At 69.7% G+C, this 17,285-nt stretch carries 13 protein-coding genes and 3 pseudogenes; 10 read left to right on the top strand and 6 right to left on the bottom strand.

Annotated features, from left to right (window positions below):
- The first annotated feature begins 6 nt into the window (after window positions 1-6).
- The 4 genes and pseudogenes from EV371_RS30915 to EV371_RS30900 all read left to right on the top strand — a co-directional run bounded on the left by EV371_RS30915 (window position 7) and on the right by EV371_RS30900 (window position 2,798).
- A complete protein-coding gene (locus tag EV371_RS30915; protein WP_130465159.1) occupies window positions 7-219 on the top strand; it encodes an excisionase family DNA-binding protein in 213 nt (70 codons plus the stop codon).
- Between the two features lie 229 nt (window positions 220-448).
- Window positions 449-550, top strand: coding sequence for a 30S ribosomal protein bS22 (locus EV371_RS30910; protein WP_007465623.1), 102 nt, complete (start codon window positions 449-451; stop codon window positions 548-550).
- A gap of 119 nt (window positions 551-669) precedes the next feature.
- Window positions 670-1,737, top strand: a pseudogene (locus EV371_RS30905) (NAD-dependent epimerase/dehydratase family protein); the annotation flags it as partial.
- 137 nt (window positions 1,738-1,874) lie between these two features.
- Complete coding sequence (locus EV371_RS30900) at window positions 1,875-2,798, top strand: 1-acyl-sn-glycerol-3-phosphate acyltransferase (RefSeq protein WP_130465157.1); 924 nt, start codon at window positions 1,875-1,877, stop codon at window positions 2,796-2,798.
- A 59-nt stretch (window positions 2,799-2,857) separates the two neighbouring features.
- Here EV371_RS30900 and EV371_RS30895 read toward each other — a convergent pair whose 3' ends face one another.
- From EV371_RS30895 to EV371_RS30880, 4 genes and pseudogenes are all read right to left on the bottom strand, one after another.
- Entirely contained in the window at window positions 2,858-3,736 is an 879-nt protein-coding gene (locus EV371_RS30895; RefSeq protein WP_130465156.1) for an HAD-IB family hydrolase, read from the bottom strand.
- A gap of 304 nt (window positions 3,737-4,040) precedes the next feature.
- Window positions 4,041-4,931: pseudogene (locus EV371_RS30890) on the bottom strand (DUF5667 domain-containing protein); the annotation flags it as partial.
- 256 nt (window positions 4,932-5,187) lie between these two features.
- Window positions 5,188-6,054, bottom strand: coding sequence for an ECF subfamily RNA polymerase sigma factor, BldN family (locus tag EV371_RS30885; protein WP_207230846.1), 867 nt, complete (start codon window positions 6,052-6,054; stop codon window positions 5,188-5,190).
- Window positions 6,055-6,803: 749 nt separating this feature from the next.
- The gene (locus EV371_RS30880; protein ID WP_130465154.1) at window positions 6,804-8,273 is read right to left on the bottom strand and encodes an amino acid permease; all 1,470 of its coding nucleotides are present in this window, start codon (window positions 8,271-8,273) and stop codon (window positions 6,804-6,806) included.
- 534 nt (window positions 8,274-8,807) lie between these two features.
- Between EV371_RS30880 and EV371_RS30875 the strand changes: the two genes are divergently transcribed.
- The 4 genes from EV371_RS30875 to EV371_RS30860 all read left to right on the top strand — a co-directional run bounded on the left by EV371_RS30875 (window position 8,808) and on the right by EV371_RS30860 (window position 12,361).
- Window positions 8,808-9,179: an SCP2 sterol-binding domain-containing protein gene (locus EV371_RS30875; RefSeq protein ID WP_130465153.1), complete on the top strand. Its 372-nt coding sequence runs from the start codon at window positions 8,808-8,810 to the stop codon at window positions 9,177-9,179.
- A gap of 6 nt (window positions 9,180-9,185) precedes the next feature.
- A complete protein-coding gene (locus tag EV371_RS30870) occupies window positions 9,186-11,255 on the top strand; it encodes a glycogen debranching N-terminal domain-containing protein (RefSeq protein WP_130465152.1) in 2,070 nt (689 codons plus the stop codon).
- A gap of 126 nt (window positions 11,256-11,381) precedes the next feature.
- Entirely contained in the window at window positions 11,382-11,636 is a 255-nt protein-coding gene (locus tag EV371_RS30865; protein WP_130465151.1) for a glutaredoxin family protein, read from the top strand.
- Between the two features lie 83 nt (window positions 11,637-11,719).
- Window positions 11,720-12,361 (top strand): HAD hydrolase-like protein, encoded by a 642-nt coding sequence (locus EV371_RS30860; protein WP_130465150.1) that lies wholly within the window; start codon window positions 11,720-11,722, stop codon window positions 12,359-12,361.
- 22 nt (window positions 12,362-12,383) lie between these two features.
- Here the strand turns inward: EV371_RS30860 and EV371_RS30855 are convergent, their stop codons facing one another.
- Window positions 12,384-13,049, bottom strand: coding sequence for a LuxR C-terminal-related transcriptional regulator (locus EV371_RS30855; RefSeq protein WP_130465149.1), 666 nt, complete (start codon window positions 13,047-13,049; stop codon window positions 12,384-12,386).
- Between the two features lie 104 nt (window positions 13,050-13,153).
- Window positions 13,154-14,464 (bottom strand): sensor histidine kinase, encoded by a 1,311-nt coding sequence (locus tag EV371_RS30850; protein ID WP_486484862.1) that lies wholly within the window; start codon window positions 14,462-14,464, stop codon window positions 13,154-13,156.
- Between the two features lie 447 nt (window positions 14,465-14,911).
- Here EV371_RS30850 and EV371_RS30845 point away from each other — a divergent pair, with 447 nt between their 5' ends.
- Both EV371_RS30845 and EV371_RS30840 read left to right on the top strand, forming a co-directional pair.
- A complete protein-coding gene (locus tag EV371_RS30845; RefSeq protein ID WP_130465147.1) occupies window positions 14,912-15,775 on the top strand; it encodes a redox-sensing transcriptional repressor Rex in 864 nt (287 codons plus the stop codon).
- A pseudogene (locus tag EV371_RS30840) lies at window positions 15,772-17,091 on the top strand (glutamyl-tRNA reductase); the annotation flags it as partial. The gene EV371_RS30845 and the pseudogene EV371_RS30840, both read left to right, overlap by 4 nt.
- Window positions 17,092-17,285: the final 194 nt, after the last annotated feature.

Raw genomic sequence — 17,285 nt, 5'->3', positions numbered from 1 at the left:
TGAGCCATGGCAGGATCACCACAGCCGGACAGCCGGATGCCGGAGGTCAGGTTCTTGACCGTCGCCGAGGTGGCGATGCTGATGCGGGTCTCGAAGATGACGGTCTACCGGCTGGTGCACTCCGGCGAGCTGACCGCGGTGCGGGTCGGCCGGTCGTTCCGGGTGCCGGAGCATGCCGTGCACGACTACCTGCGGGGTGCCTTTCAGGAGACCGCCTGACGGCGCAACCGCGATGTCGCGACGGTTCCGGAGCGTCCCGGGGCGGTTCACCGTGGGGGCGCTTTGGTCCGGCTGACGGCCGAGGGCTAGTCTGGACCGCGACCGTAGCCACGTGCCGCTATGGGTGTGAGCCCGTCGTGCCGGCCCGGTCCGTTGTCCAGCTCGGTAGCCGGCAGCGCCTTCGGGCGGAGCCGGTCCGATCAGCACGTCGCATCAGAAGGGCTGTCGTATGGGCTCGGTGGTCAAGAAGCGCCGCAAGCGCATGGCCAAGAAGAAGCACCGCAAGCTGCTGCGCAAGACCCGCGTCCAGCGTCGCCGTCTCGGCAAGTGACCCCGGCCGGGCGCCTGCCCGGCCGGCGGTGAGCCGGTCAGCTGTCGACCTTCGGAGGCCCACGTGACGACGTCGAGGCGATCCGGGCCCGGCCCGGATCGTCCCGTGCGGAGCGCGAGGTGACCCCCGGTAGCACCCCCGGTGCGCCGGGGGTCGTCGTGGTGACCGGAGTCAGCCGGTTCCTCGGTGCGCACGTCGCGGCGCGGCTCGTCGCCGACGACCGGATCACCCGGGTCGTCGGTCTCGACGTGCACGAACCAGCGGCCGAAATCGCCGGCCTGCTCGACGGCGTCGAGCGGGTCCGGGCCGACGCCGGCGAGGCGAGCACCATCGTCGAGGAACTCGGCGCCGACGCGGTCGTGCACCTGGCGTTGGTCACCGCCGCCGACCCGCAGCAGGGCGGCCGGGCGGCGATGAAGGAGCAGAACGTCATCGGCACGATGCAGCTGCTCGCCGCCGTCCAACGGGCGCCCCGGCTGCGCAAGCTGGTCGTCCGGTCGTCGACCGCCGCCTACGGGGCGTCGTTCCGGGACCCGGCCGTCTTCACCGAGGACACCGAGCCCCGGGCGGTGCCGCGCGGCGGCTTCGCCCGGGACATTCTGGACATCGAGGGGTACGTCCGCAGCTTCCGGCGTCGCCGTCCCGACGTCACCGCCACCGTGCTGCGCTTCGCGCCGTTCATCGGCTCGATGGCGAACACCACGCTGACCCGATATTTCGCCCAGCCCGTGGTCCCGACCGTGCTCGGCCGCGACCCCCGGCTCCAGTTCGTGCACTTCGACGACGTGCTGGAGGTGCTGCATCGGTCGGTGGTGGAGGAGCATCCCGGGACCTACAACGTCGCCGGGCCGGGAGTGTTGACGCTTTCCCAGGCGATCCGCCGGGCCGGCCGGGTCGCCCTGCCGGTGGTGGAGCCGGGGCTCTCCGGCGCGGCCGGGCTGGCCCGGGTGCTGGGCTTCGCCCGCTACGGCCTCGACCAGGTCGACCTGTTCGTGCACGGCCGGGTGGTCGACACGACCAGACTGACCACCGAGTACGGCTTCACCCCGCGCTCCACCGCCGCCGCCTTCGACGAGTTCATCGCGAGCCGCCGTGACGGGAGGGTGCTCGGGCCGGAGCAGCTTCGCCGGGCCGAGCAGGTGATCCTGGACGGCATCCGGCAGACCCGGGCCACGGTCCGGGACCGGATCAACCAGTTCGGCGCGGTCGAGGGCGCCGGTCCGGGGCCCGCAGCGGAGTCGGACGAGGCCCGGCGGCGGCGGGCAGATGGAGCGGGGCGGTCGATGACCGGCGACGGCGGTGCGCCGATGGAGCGGGGCGGACGATGACCGGCGACGGCGGTGCGCCGGAGCGGCACAACGGGCACCGGCCCGGACCGGCAGGGAGGGCGGTGCCGGACCGGCCGGGAGATGTCTGGGACCGGCGGGTCGCCGCCGGGCTGGCCTTTCTGCGCCGGCGACTCGGTGGGCAGTACGAGGTCGACGAGTTCGGTTTCGATCCCGAGCTGACCGACCAGGTCTTCCATCCGGTGCTACGCCGGCTCTACCGCGACTGGTTCCGTACCGAGGTCTACGGGGTGCACCACCTGCCGGTCGACGGTGCCGGCCTGGTGGTGGGTAACCACTCCGGTACCGTCGCGCTGGACGCGCTGGTGCTGGCGGCCGTGCTGCACGACCAGCACCCGAAGCAGCGCTACCTGCGGCTGCTCGGCGCCGACCTGGTGTTCCGGATGCCGGTCGTCTCCGAGCTGGTCCGCAAGACCGGCGGCACGGTGGCGTGCAACTCGGACGCGGAGCGGCTGCTCGGCCGGGGTGAGCTGGTCGGCGTCTTCCCCGAGGGCTTCAAGGGCATCGGCAAGCTCTACGCGGACCGCTACAAGCTGCAACGGTTCGGTCGGGGCGGCTTTGTCTCCGCCGCACTCCGTACCGGCACCCCGATCATCCCGGTGGCGATCGTCGGTGCCGAGGAGACGTACCCGATGCTCGCCGACATCAAGCCGCTGGCCCGGCTGCTCAAGCTGCCGTACTTTCCGGTGACGCCGACCTTCCCGTGGCTCGGTCCGCTCGGCGCGGTGCCGCTGCCCAGCAAGTGGCTGATCGAGTTCTGCCCGCCGATCTCGACCGACCACCTGGTCGACTCCGCCGACGATCCGCTGGTCGTATTCAACCTCGCCGACCAGGTCCGGGAGACCATCCAGCAGACCCTGCACCGGTTGCTGGAGAAGCGCCCCGACCCGTTCGGCCCCTGAGCCGGCCCGCGAGCCGGAGGCGGTCACAAGGGTCAGCCCCCGGGCCGGAGCGGAGGCGGTCAGCGGGTCAGCCGGCGACGCATCGCCAGCCCCGCCGTCACCGCGCCGGCCACCAGCCCGGCGGCGACGGTCGAGGGTACGGCGATCCGGGCCGCCTTCCGCCCGGTCCGGAAGTCGTGTACAGCCCAGCCGCGGTCCCGGGCGTGCCGCAGCAGCGTGCCGTCCGGGTTGACCGCCACCGCCCGGCCGACGGTGGAGAGCATCGGCAGGTCGTTGGCGGAGTCGCTGTACGCGGCGCACCGCGCCAGGTCCAGCCCCTCCACCGAGGCGAGCTGGACCACCGCGTCCGCCTTGGCCGGCCCGTGCAGCAGGTCGCCGACCAACCGCCCGGTGTACGCCCCGTCGCGGATCTCGGCGACGGTGCCGAGCGCGCCGGTCAGGCCGAGCCGGGCCGCGATGATCCGGCCGATCTCCACCGGGGCGGCGGTGACCAGCCAGACCCGCTGGCCGGCGTCCAGGTGCTGCTGGGCTAGGGCCCGGGTGCCGGCCCAGATCCGCGGAGCCATCAGCTCGTCGAAGATCTCCTCGGTGAGCCGCTCGACGTCCTCGACGCGCCAGCCGGCGACGAAGGCCAGCGCCGCCTCCTTGACCCGGGACATGCTGCCGGGGTGTTCGACGGCGAGTACCCGGAACCGGAGCTGCTGCCAGGCGAACCGGGCGAGGTCTCCGGTGGTGAGGTAGTTGCGGGCCGCCAGGCCGCGGGCGAACCAGTAGATGGAGGCGCCCTGCATCACCGTGTTGTCCACGTCGAAGAAGGCGGCGGCGCCGGGATCGGTCCGGGCAGGGTCCGCCGGTGGGGCGTCCGGTCCGGCGTCGGCCCAGCCGGCGGTGTGACCGTGGTGGTCGGTGCTGACCGTCACCTTGCGGGCCCGAGCCACGCGGGAACCTCCTCGCTACGGGTACACAGCGAGGGTAGCCGGATCGGCCGGGGTGCACCGGGAGTCCGGGACCGCCGTTGCCCGGTCGGGCGGGTGCGGGGGACGGTCAGCCGCCGACCCGGTGCGCGGGTTCGGTGCTGGGGTGGTCGCGTACCGCCGGTGGCTGCTCCTGGCTGGGCGTCGGGCCGGGGGCCGTGGGTGCCGACGAGCGGCCCGGCGCCCGCGGCGCGTCCTCCGGGCTACGGCTGCCGCCGTCTCCCTCGGTCGCGCTGGGCGGCGAGTCCGGTGGCGTACGGTCCGGGCTGCGGTTGACCGGGCAGGACCGGGGCAACGGTCCGATCGAGTCCGCTCGGCCGATCGCGCCGACTCCGCAGGCGAGCGCGGCCCGCAGGCTTTCGGACCGGGTCTGCGCCTTGTCGAGAAGCACCAGCGATTCGTTGGCTCGGCTGCGGGTGGCCCGGGTGGTGTCCTCGAAGAGGCGGACGACCTCCGGGCGTTGCTGGCGCAGGAAACTGTCCACTGCGTCGAGCGCAGCGGGGTCCTGGCGTTGCACGGCCGCGCCGGTCAGCAGTTTGATGCCCTGTCGGGTGTCGGCGTCCATGTCTTCCAGGACGGCGGAGAAGCCGAGATTCTGCCCGCCGACCGCGACCGCCTCGGCGAGCCGGGTACGCGCGAAGTCGAGGTAGAGCTGCCCGCGACTCAGGTCGGAGCTGGCCAGGGCGAGCTGGGCGCGTTCGGTGTGCCGCTTCATGCCGTACAGCGCGTCGCCGGGTACGGCGTTCTCGCTGGCGGCGGACATCCCGGAGACCGCGATCGCGCCGACCGCGACCCCGATGACGATGGCGCCGCGGGCCCGGGCCCGGGTGCGTGGGCCCCGGAAGGCGGGCTGACCGGTCCGGCGGGTGGCGGGTTGACCACCGCCGTCGACGATGGCGTCGTCGGTGGCGGTCGCGCCGATTCCCTCCCGTTCGGCGGTGGCGACGAGCATGGCCCGCAGGCCGGCCCGGAAGTCGGGGTCCACCTCGACGGTGGACCGGACGTTCCGGAGTCGTTCGCCGACGGCCAGGGGCTGCGCCAGGTCGTCGTCGAGCCGGGACCGGACGTGGTGGCGACGGCCTCCGTTGGCCTCGTCGAGCAGCTGCGCGAAGCGCTCGGCGCGTTGGCGGTAGAAGGTCTTCCAACTCACCGCCGACACCTCCCTTCGCTGGTCGCGATGCTGCGGTCGGCGTCGTCCCGCCGTCCGGGGTACGACGGTGGCTGACTTCAGGACCAGGCCACGGTGCCCGAGGCCGGATCGGCTGTCCGACCGACCGGTCGGAGGGATGTCAGGCCAACCACCGGTCGCACCCGGACAAACGGTCGGTGGGGTCCACCGGTTACGGCCCGGCGGCGGGAAATACTACGAAGAGTGAGCGAGGTCACGGAGTGTAGACGATGGCCATGGGAGCGCTTCACGGTTGGAACCCGTCCGGCAGCAACCGGGCCAGGGCCCGTACCGCGCGGTACTGGAGAGCCTTGATCGCGCCCTCGTTCTTGCCCATCGCCTGGGCGGTCTCCGCCACCGAGAAACCCTGTAGGAACCGCAGGACGATGCACTCCTGCTGCTCGGGGTTGAGCTGCTTGACGGCGGTCAGCAGGGCGACATTGGTGATGTGCTCGACGACGGCCGCCTCGGGGCTCCCCTCCGGGCCGCGATCTTCGCGGTCCGCATCTAGAACGTCACCCGTAGTAACTTCCAGGCGGTAGCGGCCGGACTTGAAATGGTCCGCCACCAGGTTCCGGGCGATCGTCACCAGCCAGGCGCCCAGGTCGCGCCCCTGCCAGGTGAAGCTGCCGATCCGCTTGAGTGCGCGCAGAAAGGTGTCCGAGGTGAGGTCCTCGGCGAGCTGCCGGTTGCCGACCCGGAAGTAGACGAACCGGAAGACGGTGTCGACGTACCGGTCGTAGATCAGGCCGAACGCCTCGGGCTCGCCGGCCTGGGCCCGCTCGATCAGTGCCCAGACCTCCCGGGCCGGATCCGACGGGTCGGGCCGGGCCGGATAACCGGTCGGCGAGGTGCCGCCCGAACCGCTGGACTTCTCGGTCGCCGGCACCACCGGCAGCACCGTGGTCTCGGTGTTCGACACGTCGGGGCGGACCGGCGGTGTCGTGGCGCCCGGCTGGGCGGGCATGGCCGGCCGGGCCGGGCTGGCCACCCGGCCGCCCACCGGTCGGGCGTTCCCGCCCGGGGCGTTGTGCCGGGGTGGTGCTTCGTTCGGATGTGGACGGTTCCGGATCCGCTTCGAACCGCCGTCGCCGCGTACCGCAAGGCTCAGCATGTCGTCCATGGACACCCGGAGCCGGTCGAGGCCCTCGGTGAGGGCCAAGCGGGTGTTCCGGGGTGCCCCGCCGGTGTATCCGTAAGTGCTCACTGGACCTCCCCGGCCGACCGAGGCCGCGGGACCGGTTGCCGGGATCCGGCCGCGATGAGGGCCGTGCCCGCGCCGGGGTCGGCGCTATCCGGCACGGCGGTTCCGGGGTGCGCCGTACGACGGCACACGCCCCACAGCTGCTGGTGCAGTGCTCTCACAGGCACGGCGGCCTCCTCGGGCTGAGGGGTGTCGACTCACGGCAAAAGGGGTGAGCCGACCCGAGTGATGATAGGGCCAACGTCACCCATGTGCGGCAAGTCCGTTACACAGAGCCAAAGTATTTTCGAAAGCCACCCGAACGGGGCGCACAGCTTGTGCGTTGTCAGATGCCTGACAGTACGGTGGCAAGGGCTCTGAACAGGGGAAACGTGCAGACACGCCAGTGCGTGACCGGCCTTGGGCGTGCCGCCGCGAGCGTGTTAGAAGCCGTCCACGGTGGTCATCGAGGTCGCCCGTCCTGCCGGGGGCGTCGATATCCGAACCCCGTTACGGCCTGCTGGACCGTACCTCGGGTATCCGGAGAAGTCGAGGGAAGTTCCACGCCGAGAGAACGTCCGCCCCGGCACCGGGTCAGGCTCGGCGACCGTACAGGATGGACCGGTTCACCGCCGCGCTGCGCCGCCGGATCGCCGGGCCGGCCGACGGTCGTCCTGCGGTCACGACTCCCGGCCTGTTTCTCTGTCTCGACCGGGAGCTGGGGCCAATCGGCTGTGCCGGCGCCCGTAGGCCAGGTAGATCGCCACGCCAACGATCAGCCACCCCAACAGCCGCAGCCAGGTGTCGACCGTAAGGGTCGTCATCAGGGCAAAGCTCGTCAGCGCGGACGCCACCGGTATGACCGGCGAGAGCGGCACCCGGAATGGCCGTCGGAGGTCGGGTGAGGTTCGCCGCAGCACGACGACGGCAACTGCTGTTATGAGAAACGCCAGCAACGCGCCCAGGTTGACAAGATCAGCGAGTTCGGCGAGCGGAAGAATTCCCGCGAGTACAGCTACACCGACTGCGATCAACCCGGTAGCGATATAGGGGGTGCGCCAGCGTGGATGAACGGCGCCCATCCGAGCGGGCAGTAATCCGTCACGAGCCATCGTGAATACAACCCGACTCACCGCCACGAGGGACGCCAGAATGACCCCCGTCAGGGCGGCGATAACAGCAATGGAGACAGTTACGGCCATCCACGACGCTCCGACAGCAGAAAAGGCGGCGGCGATCGGCGCATCGGAGTCGACTTTGCTGTAGTTGACCATGCCGACAGTGACGAAGGAAACCCCAACATAGAGGACCATCGCTATGACGATGGTTCCGACGAGTCCCAGCGACAGCGTGCGTGAGGGGTTGCGGGTCTCCTCGGCCAGACTGGCGACGGATTCGAATCCGAGGTATGCGAAGAATACGAGGGCGGTTGCGGTAAGAATACCCACGACGCCAAAAGAGACCGGCTGAACCCCCAAGATCAGCTGAAACAGGGGCTTACCCATTTCCTGGCCCTCGGGCGCGCGAGGTGACGGAACAAAGGGGGTGAGATTGGCCACCCTGACATAAAGGGCGCCAACGACGATTACCAACAGGCAGATGGCAACCTTGACCACAACCAACGTCTTCGTAACGCGTGCGGACGGCCGGATACCAATCATGGCGATCACACCCATTAGGAGCGCGATCGCCGCGGCTCCAATGTTGTGCTTGCTCTCATCGCCGAACCAGGAGCCGGGCAAGTTGAGAAGTTCGGTGAGATAGCCGGACCAACCGCGAGAGACGACGGCCGCTCCCAAGGCGAACTCCAACACAAGAACCCATCCGATAATCCACGCGATCGTTTCGCCTGCGGTGGCATATGCATAGGTGTATGCACTCCCCGCAACAGGCACGCTGGACGCGAGTTCGGCATAGCAAAGGGCGGCGAGGATGGTCACCACGCCGGCAATCGCGAACGAGATGACAACCGCCGGTCCCGCAACCTGCGCTGCAATCCCCGTCAGGGTGAAGAGGCCGGTGCCGACGACGATCCCCACACCAAAGCCGACCAGATCGAGGGCTCCCAACCTACGCCGCAGTTTATGACCGCCGTCGGCGCCGCTCTCCGTTCCCTCCCCAAGCAAATCCTCGATCGGCTTGATCCGCATCCAACGACCCCCGCTCCTACCTGAAGCCTCTCACTGGAGAGATCTTCGCAGCAGGAACGAGGTGGTGAGGCACCAACAGCGGAATATGGTCTGTGGTTTCAGCGTGACTGCTGATGGCTCCGTGGTCAACGGGACGACCGCCTGCTCTCGTTCGGCTGCCACCAGGGCTGGGGAGCACGGGCGCCGCCCGCCTGGGCTGCCGCATCGCCCGGCTGGCTCGCCGGCAGGAGTCCCGCACAGGCCAAATCCGGCGCGTGGGCGGGTGAGGCCATCGTGTCACCTGTTTCTATCACCGCTAAGCGCCTTCCTCATGAAGATCTGATCACAGCAGGTAGAGCGGCATTTCGTGGACGTTTTGCCGCGCCTCGCCCGGGTAGTCGCCGAGTTGGACGGCCAGATGATGAACGCTCCTCCGCGGCTGCGGCACACGTAGACGGCGCTGGGGAGGCAGTCCAGGAGCATCTCGCTCCGTCCGGAGGGTCGAGGGCAGGCGGACACTGACTCAGAATCGGTGGACATGGAGGGTCGGATCGAATGTCAGACGCTTGTGTGGAATTTTTCAGGCGGCTCGAATCTCAGGGACACGAGCCGTTGCTCGCCGACGTTACCGGCACAATGCGCTTCGACGTTCTTTACGAGTCCAGAACCGAGATCTGGTTCATATCAATAACAAGTGGTGACGTGGTGGTGAGGCGCGAGGAGCGAAGCGCTGACTGCATCATTCGCATCGGGCACGAACTTCTTGACCAGATCGTCAGAGGCGAGGCAAATGCCGACGCTCGGTGGCTGCGTAACGAGTTCACAATCCAGGGTAACCCTACATTGCTTGATTATCTGCAACGGATCTTTCCCGACCCGCCTCGCAGTCACGAGACACTGCCAGCCAAGATGACCAAAAGAAGGTGATAGCGCATGCCGGGCGAAGCAATGATACGGATCCTGGACGGCAACACGTTTGTCCTCAGTGACACCCGTGGAGATATCGAGGCGTCGCCCACCTTTCCAACTGGCTTCTTCTCCTTCGACACTCGCTTCCTGTCGACATGGCGACTGACGCTCGACGGCGAAAGTCCCCAACCGCTATCGGTGGACGACGTCCGATACTTCGACGTCCGCTTCTTCCTCGTCACGGGCGGAGCTGGAGAGTACGTCGATGCAAAGACATCAATCATACGTGAACGCATCTTGAGTGGCGGGTTCGACGAGTCGATAACAGTCCTGAACCACAGCCGGTCGCCGATCGACCTAACTCTGCGTGTCGACGCCGGGGCCGATTTTGCAGATCTCTTCGGGGTCAAGGGGTCGCAAGGAGGGAAGGGTAGGGTTCGTGTTCGTGTCGAAGAGGGTGCCCTTCGATTCATCTATCAGAGAGAGACCTTCAGGCGCGAAACGATTATCTCGAGTACTGAACGCTGCGACATCGACGAGCGCGGCTTCACGTTCACAGTTCACGTTGATGGTCACGGTCGCTGGAGTACGCGGTTCCGGGTGCGTGCCCTGGGTTCGGACGGGCGAGAGATCCGAACGAGTCTGCAGAGTACCCGCCCAGGCGTCAAGACTCTGACCCGCGATGAGGTGGATGCGTGGCTTGAAGAAACTCCCCGTCTCATATCGGACAACGAGGTTCTGACGAGAACATACAAGCGAAGTCTGATCGACCTGGCGGCCCTCCGCTTTTCGCCATTGATTTCAGGCGGGAGCACTCTGCCGGCCGCCGGGTTGCCATGGTTCATGACCGTCTTCGGGCGCGACACCATCTTCACGAGCCTTCAGGTGCTGCCCTTCGTTCCCGCGCTCGCTGCGGAGACATTGCTCGAACTGGCGGCCATGCAGGCGCACCATTGGGACGATTTCCGCGACGAGGAGCCTGGAAAGATCGCACACGAGTTCCGGTACGGGGAGACCGCCGCCTTCGAAGAACAGCCGCACACACCGTACTATGGTACGGCGGATGCAACGCCGCTCTACGTCGTGCTGCTTGATGAATACGAGCGATGGAGTGGTGACGCAGATCTTGTTCGTCGGCTGGAGTCGGTAGCGCGTGCCGCCCTAGGTTGGATCGACAATTACGGCGACCTGATGGGGAACGGCTACATCTGGTACCAGAGACGCAACCTGGAAACGGGACTGGAGAATCAGTGCTGGAAGGACTCCCCGGATTCCATCTCATACAAGGATGGCCGCCTGGCTCCCCTACCTCGCGCCACGTGCGAACTACAGGGGTACGCGTATGACGCCAAGATCCGAGGCGCCCGGCTGGCCAGGCAGTTTTGGAACGATCCCGAATACGCCGATCGCCTGGAACGGGAGGCCGAGGAACTCAAACAGCGGTTCAATCGTGACTTCTGGGTCGAAGATGGACAGTTCTACGCCCTCGGGCTCGACCCGGAAGGCAAATCCGTGGACGCGCTCACCTCGAACATGGGTCATCTGCTGTGGAGCGGGATCGTCCCACCGGAGCGCGCCAGGAGGGTGGCTGACCATCTCCTCGGGCCGCGTCTCTTCTCCGGCTGGGGCGTTCGGACTCTTGCAACGACGGAAGGTAGATACAACCCCGTCGGCTATCACGTCGGAACTGTGTGGCCGTTCGACAACTCGATTATTGCCTGGGGGCTTTGGCGTTACGGTTTCAGGAAGGAGGTGGCACGTATCGCAAGCGCCATATTCGATGCCAGTCAGTATTTCGGAGGCCGGCTACCCGAGGCGATCGCCGGCTACGATCGCGACCTGACGGACTATCCCGTCCTGTATCCGACGGCCTGCAGTCCACAGGCCTGGTCCACAGGAACCCCGCTGCTGCTCGTGCGAGCCCTCCTGGGCATGGAGCCGAAAGGAGACACGCTTGCCTGTGACCCATTCCTTCCGGCCGGTTTCACCCAGCTCGGACTGTTGGAGGTTCCAGGTCGCTGGGGTCGAGTGGATATCGTCCACGGCGAGCGGGAGGTACGACCGGCAACGGTGCGAGTGACCTCTCCGCTGTGAGGCGCGTCGGAGGTGTGCCACCCTGGCCGTCCAGGTGCCCGAGCAGGATAGAGTTCGTCGGGTTCCGGCCCCTCTGCGCGATCGGCCGGGTACGCAGATCGGTGATCCGGCGGGAGGGCGGCGCGCGTGACGAGTGAGCCACGGCTGACCTTGATCACCCGGCCCGGCTGCCACCTCTGCGAGGTTGCCAGGGAGGCGATCGACCGGGTGGTGGCGGTGACCGGCGACCGCTGGACCGAGCTGGACGTCACCGGCGATCTCGAACTGGAGCGGGAGTACGGCGACCGGCTGCCGGTGGTGCTGCTCGACGGCCGCGAGCACGGATACTGGCGGGTCGAGGAGGAGCGCCTGCTCCGGGACCTGACCGCCCCCCGCACCTGACCACCCGCTTCGGTCGGGGGGAGGCGCGGGCCCGGTCGGCGGGAGGCGCGAGCCCGGTCGGGGCGGCCGCGTATCGTGCTCGGATGCGTGAGCACCTCGTCTGGGACTGGAACGGCACCCTGCTCGACGACCTGACCCTGGTGGTCGCGGCCACCAACGTGGCGCTGGCCGGTGCCGGCGGGCCCGAGGTGACCGCCGAGGAGCACCGTACGCAGTTCCGCCGGCCGCTCGCCGACTACTACACCGAGGTGCTGGGCCGGGCCGTGGACGCGGAGGAGTTCGGCCGGCTGGACCGGCTCTTCCACGAGGCGTACCGGGTCGGGCTGGCCAGTTGCGCCCTGGCCGCCGACGCCACCGAGGCGATCCGGAGCTGGACCGGTACCCAGTCGCTGCTGTCCATGTGGTTCCACGACGAGCTGGTGCCGGCGGTCGACCGCTACGGGCTGACCGCCCTGTTCCGCCGGGTCGACGGGCTGCGCGGCACCGTCGGCGGTGAGCGCAAGGCCCGCCACCTGGCCTGGCACCTGGCGGAGGCGGGCGTCGAGGGGACCTCGACGGTGTTGATCGGTGACTCGATCGATGACGCCGAGGCGGCCGACTCGGTGGGCGCCCGATGCGTCCTCTACACCGGCGGCTTCACCGATGCGGCCCGACTGCGCGCCGCCGGCTGGCCGGTGGCCGACTCGCTCACCGAGGCCGTCGAGCTCGCCGCGAAGCTGGACTGACTGTGAGCATGGCGGGGTCGGGTCAGCCGCGCAGGTAGGCGAGGACGGCCAGGACCCGGCGGTGCTGCTCCTCGTCCGGCGGCAGGCGCAGCTTGGTGAAGATGTTCCGGACGTGCTTCTCCACCGCGCCGTCGCTGACCACCAGGGTCCGGGCGATGGCGGTGTTCGACCGGCCCTCGGCCATCAGGCCCAGGACCTCCCGTTCGCGTGGGGTCAGCTCCCGCAGCGGGTCGTCTCGGCGGCGCCGGACGAGTAGCTGGCCGACCACCTCCGGGTCGAGCACGGTGCCGCCGCCGGCCACCCGGCGTACCGCGTCGAGGAACTCGTCGATCGCCGCCACCCGGTCCTTGAGCAGGTAGCCGATCCCACCCCCGCCGACGCCGCCGCTGGGCTTGACGGTGGCGAGCAGGTCGTCGGCGTACGACACCTCGACGTACTGGGAGAGGACCAGGATGGGGGTACGGGGTACCCGCTGCCGGGCCTCCACCGCCGCCCGCAGCCCCTCGTCGGTGTGCGAGGGAGGCATCCGGACGTCGACGATCGAGACGTCGGGAAGGTGGGTGACGATGGCCTCGACCAGCGCCGTACCGTCGCCGACCGCGGCCACCACCTCGTGGCCGTGTTCGGTCAGCAGGCGGATCAGGCCCTCCCGGAGGAGTACCGCGTCATCGGCGATCACTACGCGCATGAGGTAGTTGTCTACCACTCCCGTCCCGTCCGGCGGGCATTCCTGCCGGCCGGGCGTGGCCGAGGCGGGTACCGGGGAGGGGCCGTACGGGGCGCCGGAGCGGTTCAGCACGGCAGTTCGGCCCGGATCTCGGTCGGTCCGCCGACCGGGCTGAGCACGGTCAGGGTCCCGTCGTTGGCGCGGACCCGGTCGGCGAGCCCGGCCAGGCCGTGCCCCTTGGAGAGGTGGGCGCCGCCCTCACCGTCGTCGATCACCACGATCCGCAGCGCCCGCTCCTCCCGGGTCACCGTCAGCCAGCACTCGGTGGCCCGGCTGTGCTTGGCGACGTTGGTCAGCGCCTCGGCCACCACGAAGTACGCCGTCGACTCGATCGCCGGGTCGGGCCGGCCCTCCGGGGTGCCGAGCCGGGGGTCGACGGCGAGTTCGACCGGGATCAGCCCGCGGCCGGCGAGCGCCGCCAGGGCGCTGGGCAGGCCCCGGTCGACCAGGATCGGCGGGGCGATGCCCCGGGACAGTGCGCGCAGTTCGGCGAGGGTGTCCCGGGTCTGGGCCAGCGCCTCGCCGAGGGTCTGCCGGGCCGCCTCCGGGTCCGAGTCGAGCTGCTGCTGCGCCCGGCTCAGGTCCATGGCCAGCCGGACCAGCCGCTGCTGCGGCCCGTCGTGGATGTCCCGCTCCAGTCGGCGCAGCGCGGTGGCCTCGGCCGAGACGGCGGCCCGCTTCTGCTCCTCCAGGACGGTGATCCGGTTGCGCATCTCGGCCACCCCGGTGAGCAGCGCACGTCCCAGCCCGGCCTGCATCAGGGCACAGCCCCGGACCACCACCGGCAGGGTGATCAGGAAGAACACCCCGAGCGCGGTGTTCAGCCCGATCCGGGCGGCAGCGGTGTCGCCCAGCCCGAGCAACTGGTGCAGCTGCTCGTCGCCGGGGCTGTGCGGGATAGCCCAGTCGTACGCCCAGTAGAGCGAGCCGCCGATCGCACCGGCCCACCAGACCGCGGTGATCACGAACGTGGCGAGGGCCACCACCAGTCGTACCCAGCCGTGTGCGAGGTCGAGCCAGGACTGGGCGTCGGCGATGGGTACGAAGATCCGCCGCCAGGTGCTGGCACCGGGCTCGGCGCTGCGGTAGTTGGGACGTACCCGGGGTTGCCGCAGCACGGCCGGCATCCGCAGCCGCTCGATGTCGGCGAAGCCCCGGGCCGCGTAGAGGGTGCCGGCCAGGATCGGCAACCCGGTCACCGTCACCGCGAGTCCGGCGCTCAGCGCGACCCCGGCGACGAGCACGACGAAGCTTGCCAGCGCGAGGGGGAGGCCGAGAAACACGTAGCCGGAGTCGATGGCGAGTTGGCGTAGCATGCTGCGGCCGGCGCCGGGTTCGGCGCCGGCGGCCACGCTGGTGGCGGTGGTCGTGGTCATGTTCTCGACGCTAGGCATCGGCGCGGTCGGTCCCCATCCCATCGGCTGGCCTCTTCACGGTAGGGCTGTCCCCACCGGGAACGACATTCGCGTGTCACCGTAGGACAGGTGGTGACCGGGAAATCCGCGGTACATCGCGATTGCTCGATCGGCGAAAAGTGCTGGATGATCGGCCGGTGTGGTAGTGGCGGGTTCGTCAGATAAGTCGGACTTAGGTAATAATCGCCCTGGCGGCCCCGGTGGGTCGAGAAACTGATCTTGTAAGTGGAGGCCCAGGTGAGGCGTTATCGCGGTCTATCAAGATCGCGATTTGTGCGTGTCTTCACAAGCGCCTACTCTGTTACTCCGACGAGCCCTGCTAGCACAGCCGGTCACAGCGGCCGCCAGCGGGTGCACCGGAACGACCCGCCGGTCCGGCTGGTCGAAGATCGCACGGCACGGAGTCGCATGAATCAGCACCGCCCCGCAGACACGCCCGGTCGCGTCGGTGCCGTGCCGGCGCTTCCGGATCTCCCCGAGGCGACGGTCGCCCGGCTCCCGGAATACCTCCGTGCCCTGCACAATCTCGCCGAAACCGGCAACGACACGGTCTCCAGTGAGGCGCTCGCGGCGGCGGCCGGGGTCAACTCGGCGAAGCTGCGCAAGGATCTCTCACAGCTCGGCTCGTACGGCACCCGGGGCGTGGGCTACGACGTCGCCCTGTTGATCGACCAGATCGAGCTCGTGCTCGGGCTCACCCAGTGCCGGGCCGTCGCCCTCGTCGGGGTGGGTAATCTCGGTCACGCCCTCGCCGGGTACGCCGGCTTCGCCGGCCGTGGGTTCCGGATCGCGGCGCTCTTCGACGCCGACCCGGCCCGGCTCGGCGAGGTGATCAACGGACTGGTCGTCCGACACATCGACGAGCTGCCGCGGGTGGCCGCCGAGGAGAGCATCGCGATCGGCGTGATCGCCACCCCGGCGACCGCCGCGCAGAGCGTCACCGACCAACTGGTCGCGGCCGGGGTGACCAGCATCCTCAACTTCGCGCCGTGCGTGCTCGTCGTGCCGGACGGTGTCGACGTCCGCAAGGTCGACCTCGCCATAGAGCTGCAGATCCTCTCCTTCCACGAGCACCGGAAGGCGGCGTTCACCGGGCTGCCGGCGACCGCCGGACCGGGTGCCGCGCTGGGTACGACGAACGGCACCGCCCTGGGCGGTGCCGCCACGGCGGGGCTGACGGCCCTGCCCGGCGGGCTCGCCGCCACCGGCACCACCGAGGCAACGCCCGCCGGGACACTCCGGTCGACGAACGCGGAGGCGGTCAGCTCATGAACCTGCTTGTCGTCGGTGCGTCGCACCGCACCGCGCCGGTGGCCATCCTGGAGCGGCTGGCCGTCGCCGGTACCGAGCTGCCGGAGATCCTCGCCCGGCTGCTCGCCCAGCCGTACGTCGGCGAGGCGGTCGTCGTCTCGACCTGCAACCGGGTCGAGGTCTACGCCGCCGTCACCGGCTTCCACGGCGGGCTGGGGGACATCTGCGCGGTCCTGGCCGGGCACACCGGGGCCGCCCCGGCCGAGCTGGCCAACCACCTCTACGTGCACTACGACGGTGCGGCGGTGGAGCACGCCTTCCGGGTCGCCGCCGGGCTGGACTCGATGGTCGTCGGCGAGGCGCAGATCCTCGGCCAGCTCCGCGACGCCTACCATGCCGCGAGCGAGGCCGAGGCGCCCGGTCGGCTGCTGCACGAGCTGATGCAGCAGGCGCTCCGGGTGGGGAAGCGGGCGCACGCCGAGACCGACATCGACCGGGCCGGGCAGAACGTGGTCAGCGCGGCGCTCGACCTGGCCGCCGCGCACCTCGGCGGTGACGTGGCCGGCCGGCCGGTGCTGGTGGTCGGGGCCGGCTCGATGGGCGCGCTGGCCGTGGCCACCCTCTCCCGGCTGGGCGCCGGCCCGGTGGGGATCAGCAACCGGGGTCACGACCGGGCGCTCCGGCTGGCCGAGGCGTACGGCGCGACGGCGGTGCCGATCGCCGAACTCGAGGACGCCCTTTCCACAGTGGACATAGTAGTCGCCGCCACCGCGTCGATCGAGCCGGTCCTCACCCGGGAGACGGTGGACCGGGCGCTGCGCGGCCGGGCGGCCGACCGGCCCGACCCGCTCGTCCTGCTCGACCTCGCCGTACCCCGGGACATCGAGCCGGCGGTGGCCGAACTGCCGGGCGCCATGGTGATCGACATCGACGGGCTGGCCGCCTCCCAGCCGATCGGCCCGGCCGCCGCCGACACCGCGGCGGTCACCCGGATCGTCGGCTCCGAGGTCGAGTCGTTCCTCACCTGGCTGCGCGGTGCGGACGTCGCGCCGACCGTGGCCGCGCTGCGGGCCCGGGCCGACGAGGTGGTCACCGCCGAGCTGCGCCGGCTCGCCCAGCGCCGGCCGGACCTCACCGACGACCAGCGCGCCGAGGTGAGCCGCACGGTTCACCGGGTGGTGCAGCGGCTGCTGCACTCGCCGACGGTACGGGTCCGGCAACTCGCCGCCGAGCCCGGCGGTGACCAGTACGCCGCCCTGCTCCGGGAACTCTTCGACCTTGAGGTGCCGGTCACCTCGCAGGCGGACACCGTGCCGGAACTGGCCGCTGCCGAACTGGCCGGGGTACCGGCCGGCAACCAGCTGACCGGTCTCGCCGGCCTGCCCGGCTTCGGCGACCTGCCGACGATCGGCGCTCAACGAGACCTCGGCGCCGGCCCGGCCCTGCGCGCCCCGGTGCCCCGACAACAATCCGGAGGAGAACGATGACCGAGGTTCGGGTCGGCACCGGCCGGACCGGTGGCACCGGGTGG

Source organism: Plantactinospora sp. CNZ321 (assembly GCF_004217235.1).
The sequence above is the reverse complement of the archived record's forward strand: the minus strand, read 5'-3'. Positions and strand labels throughout refer to the sequence as shown.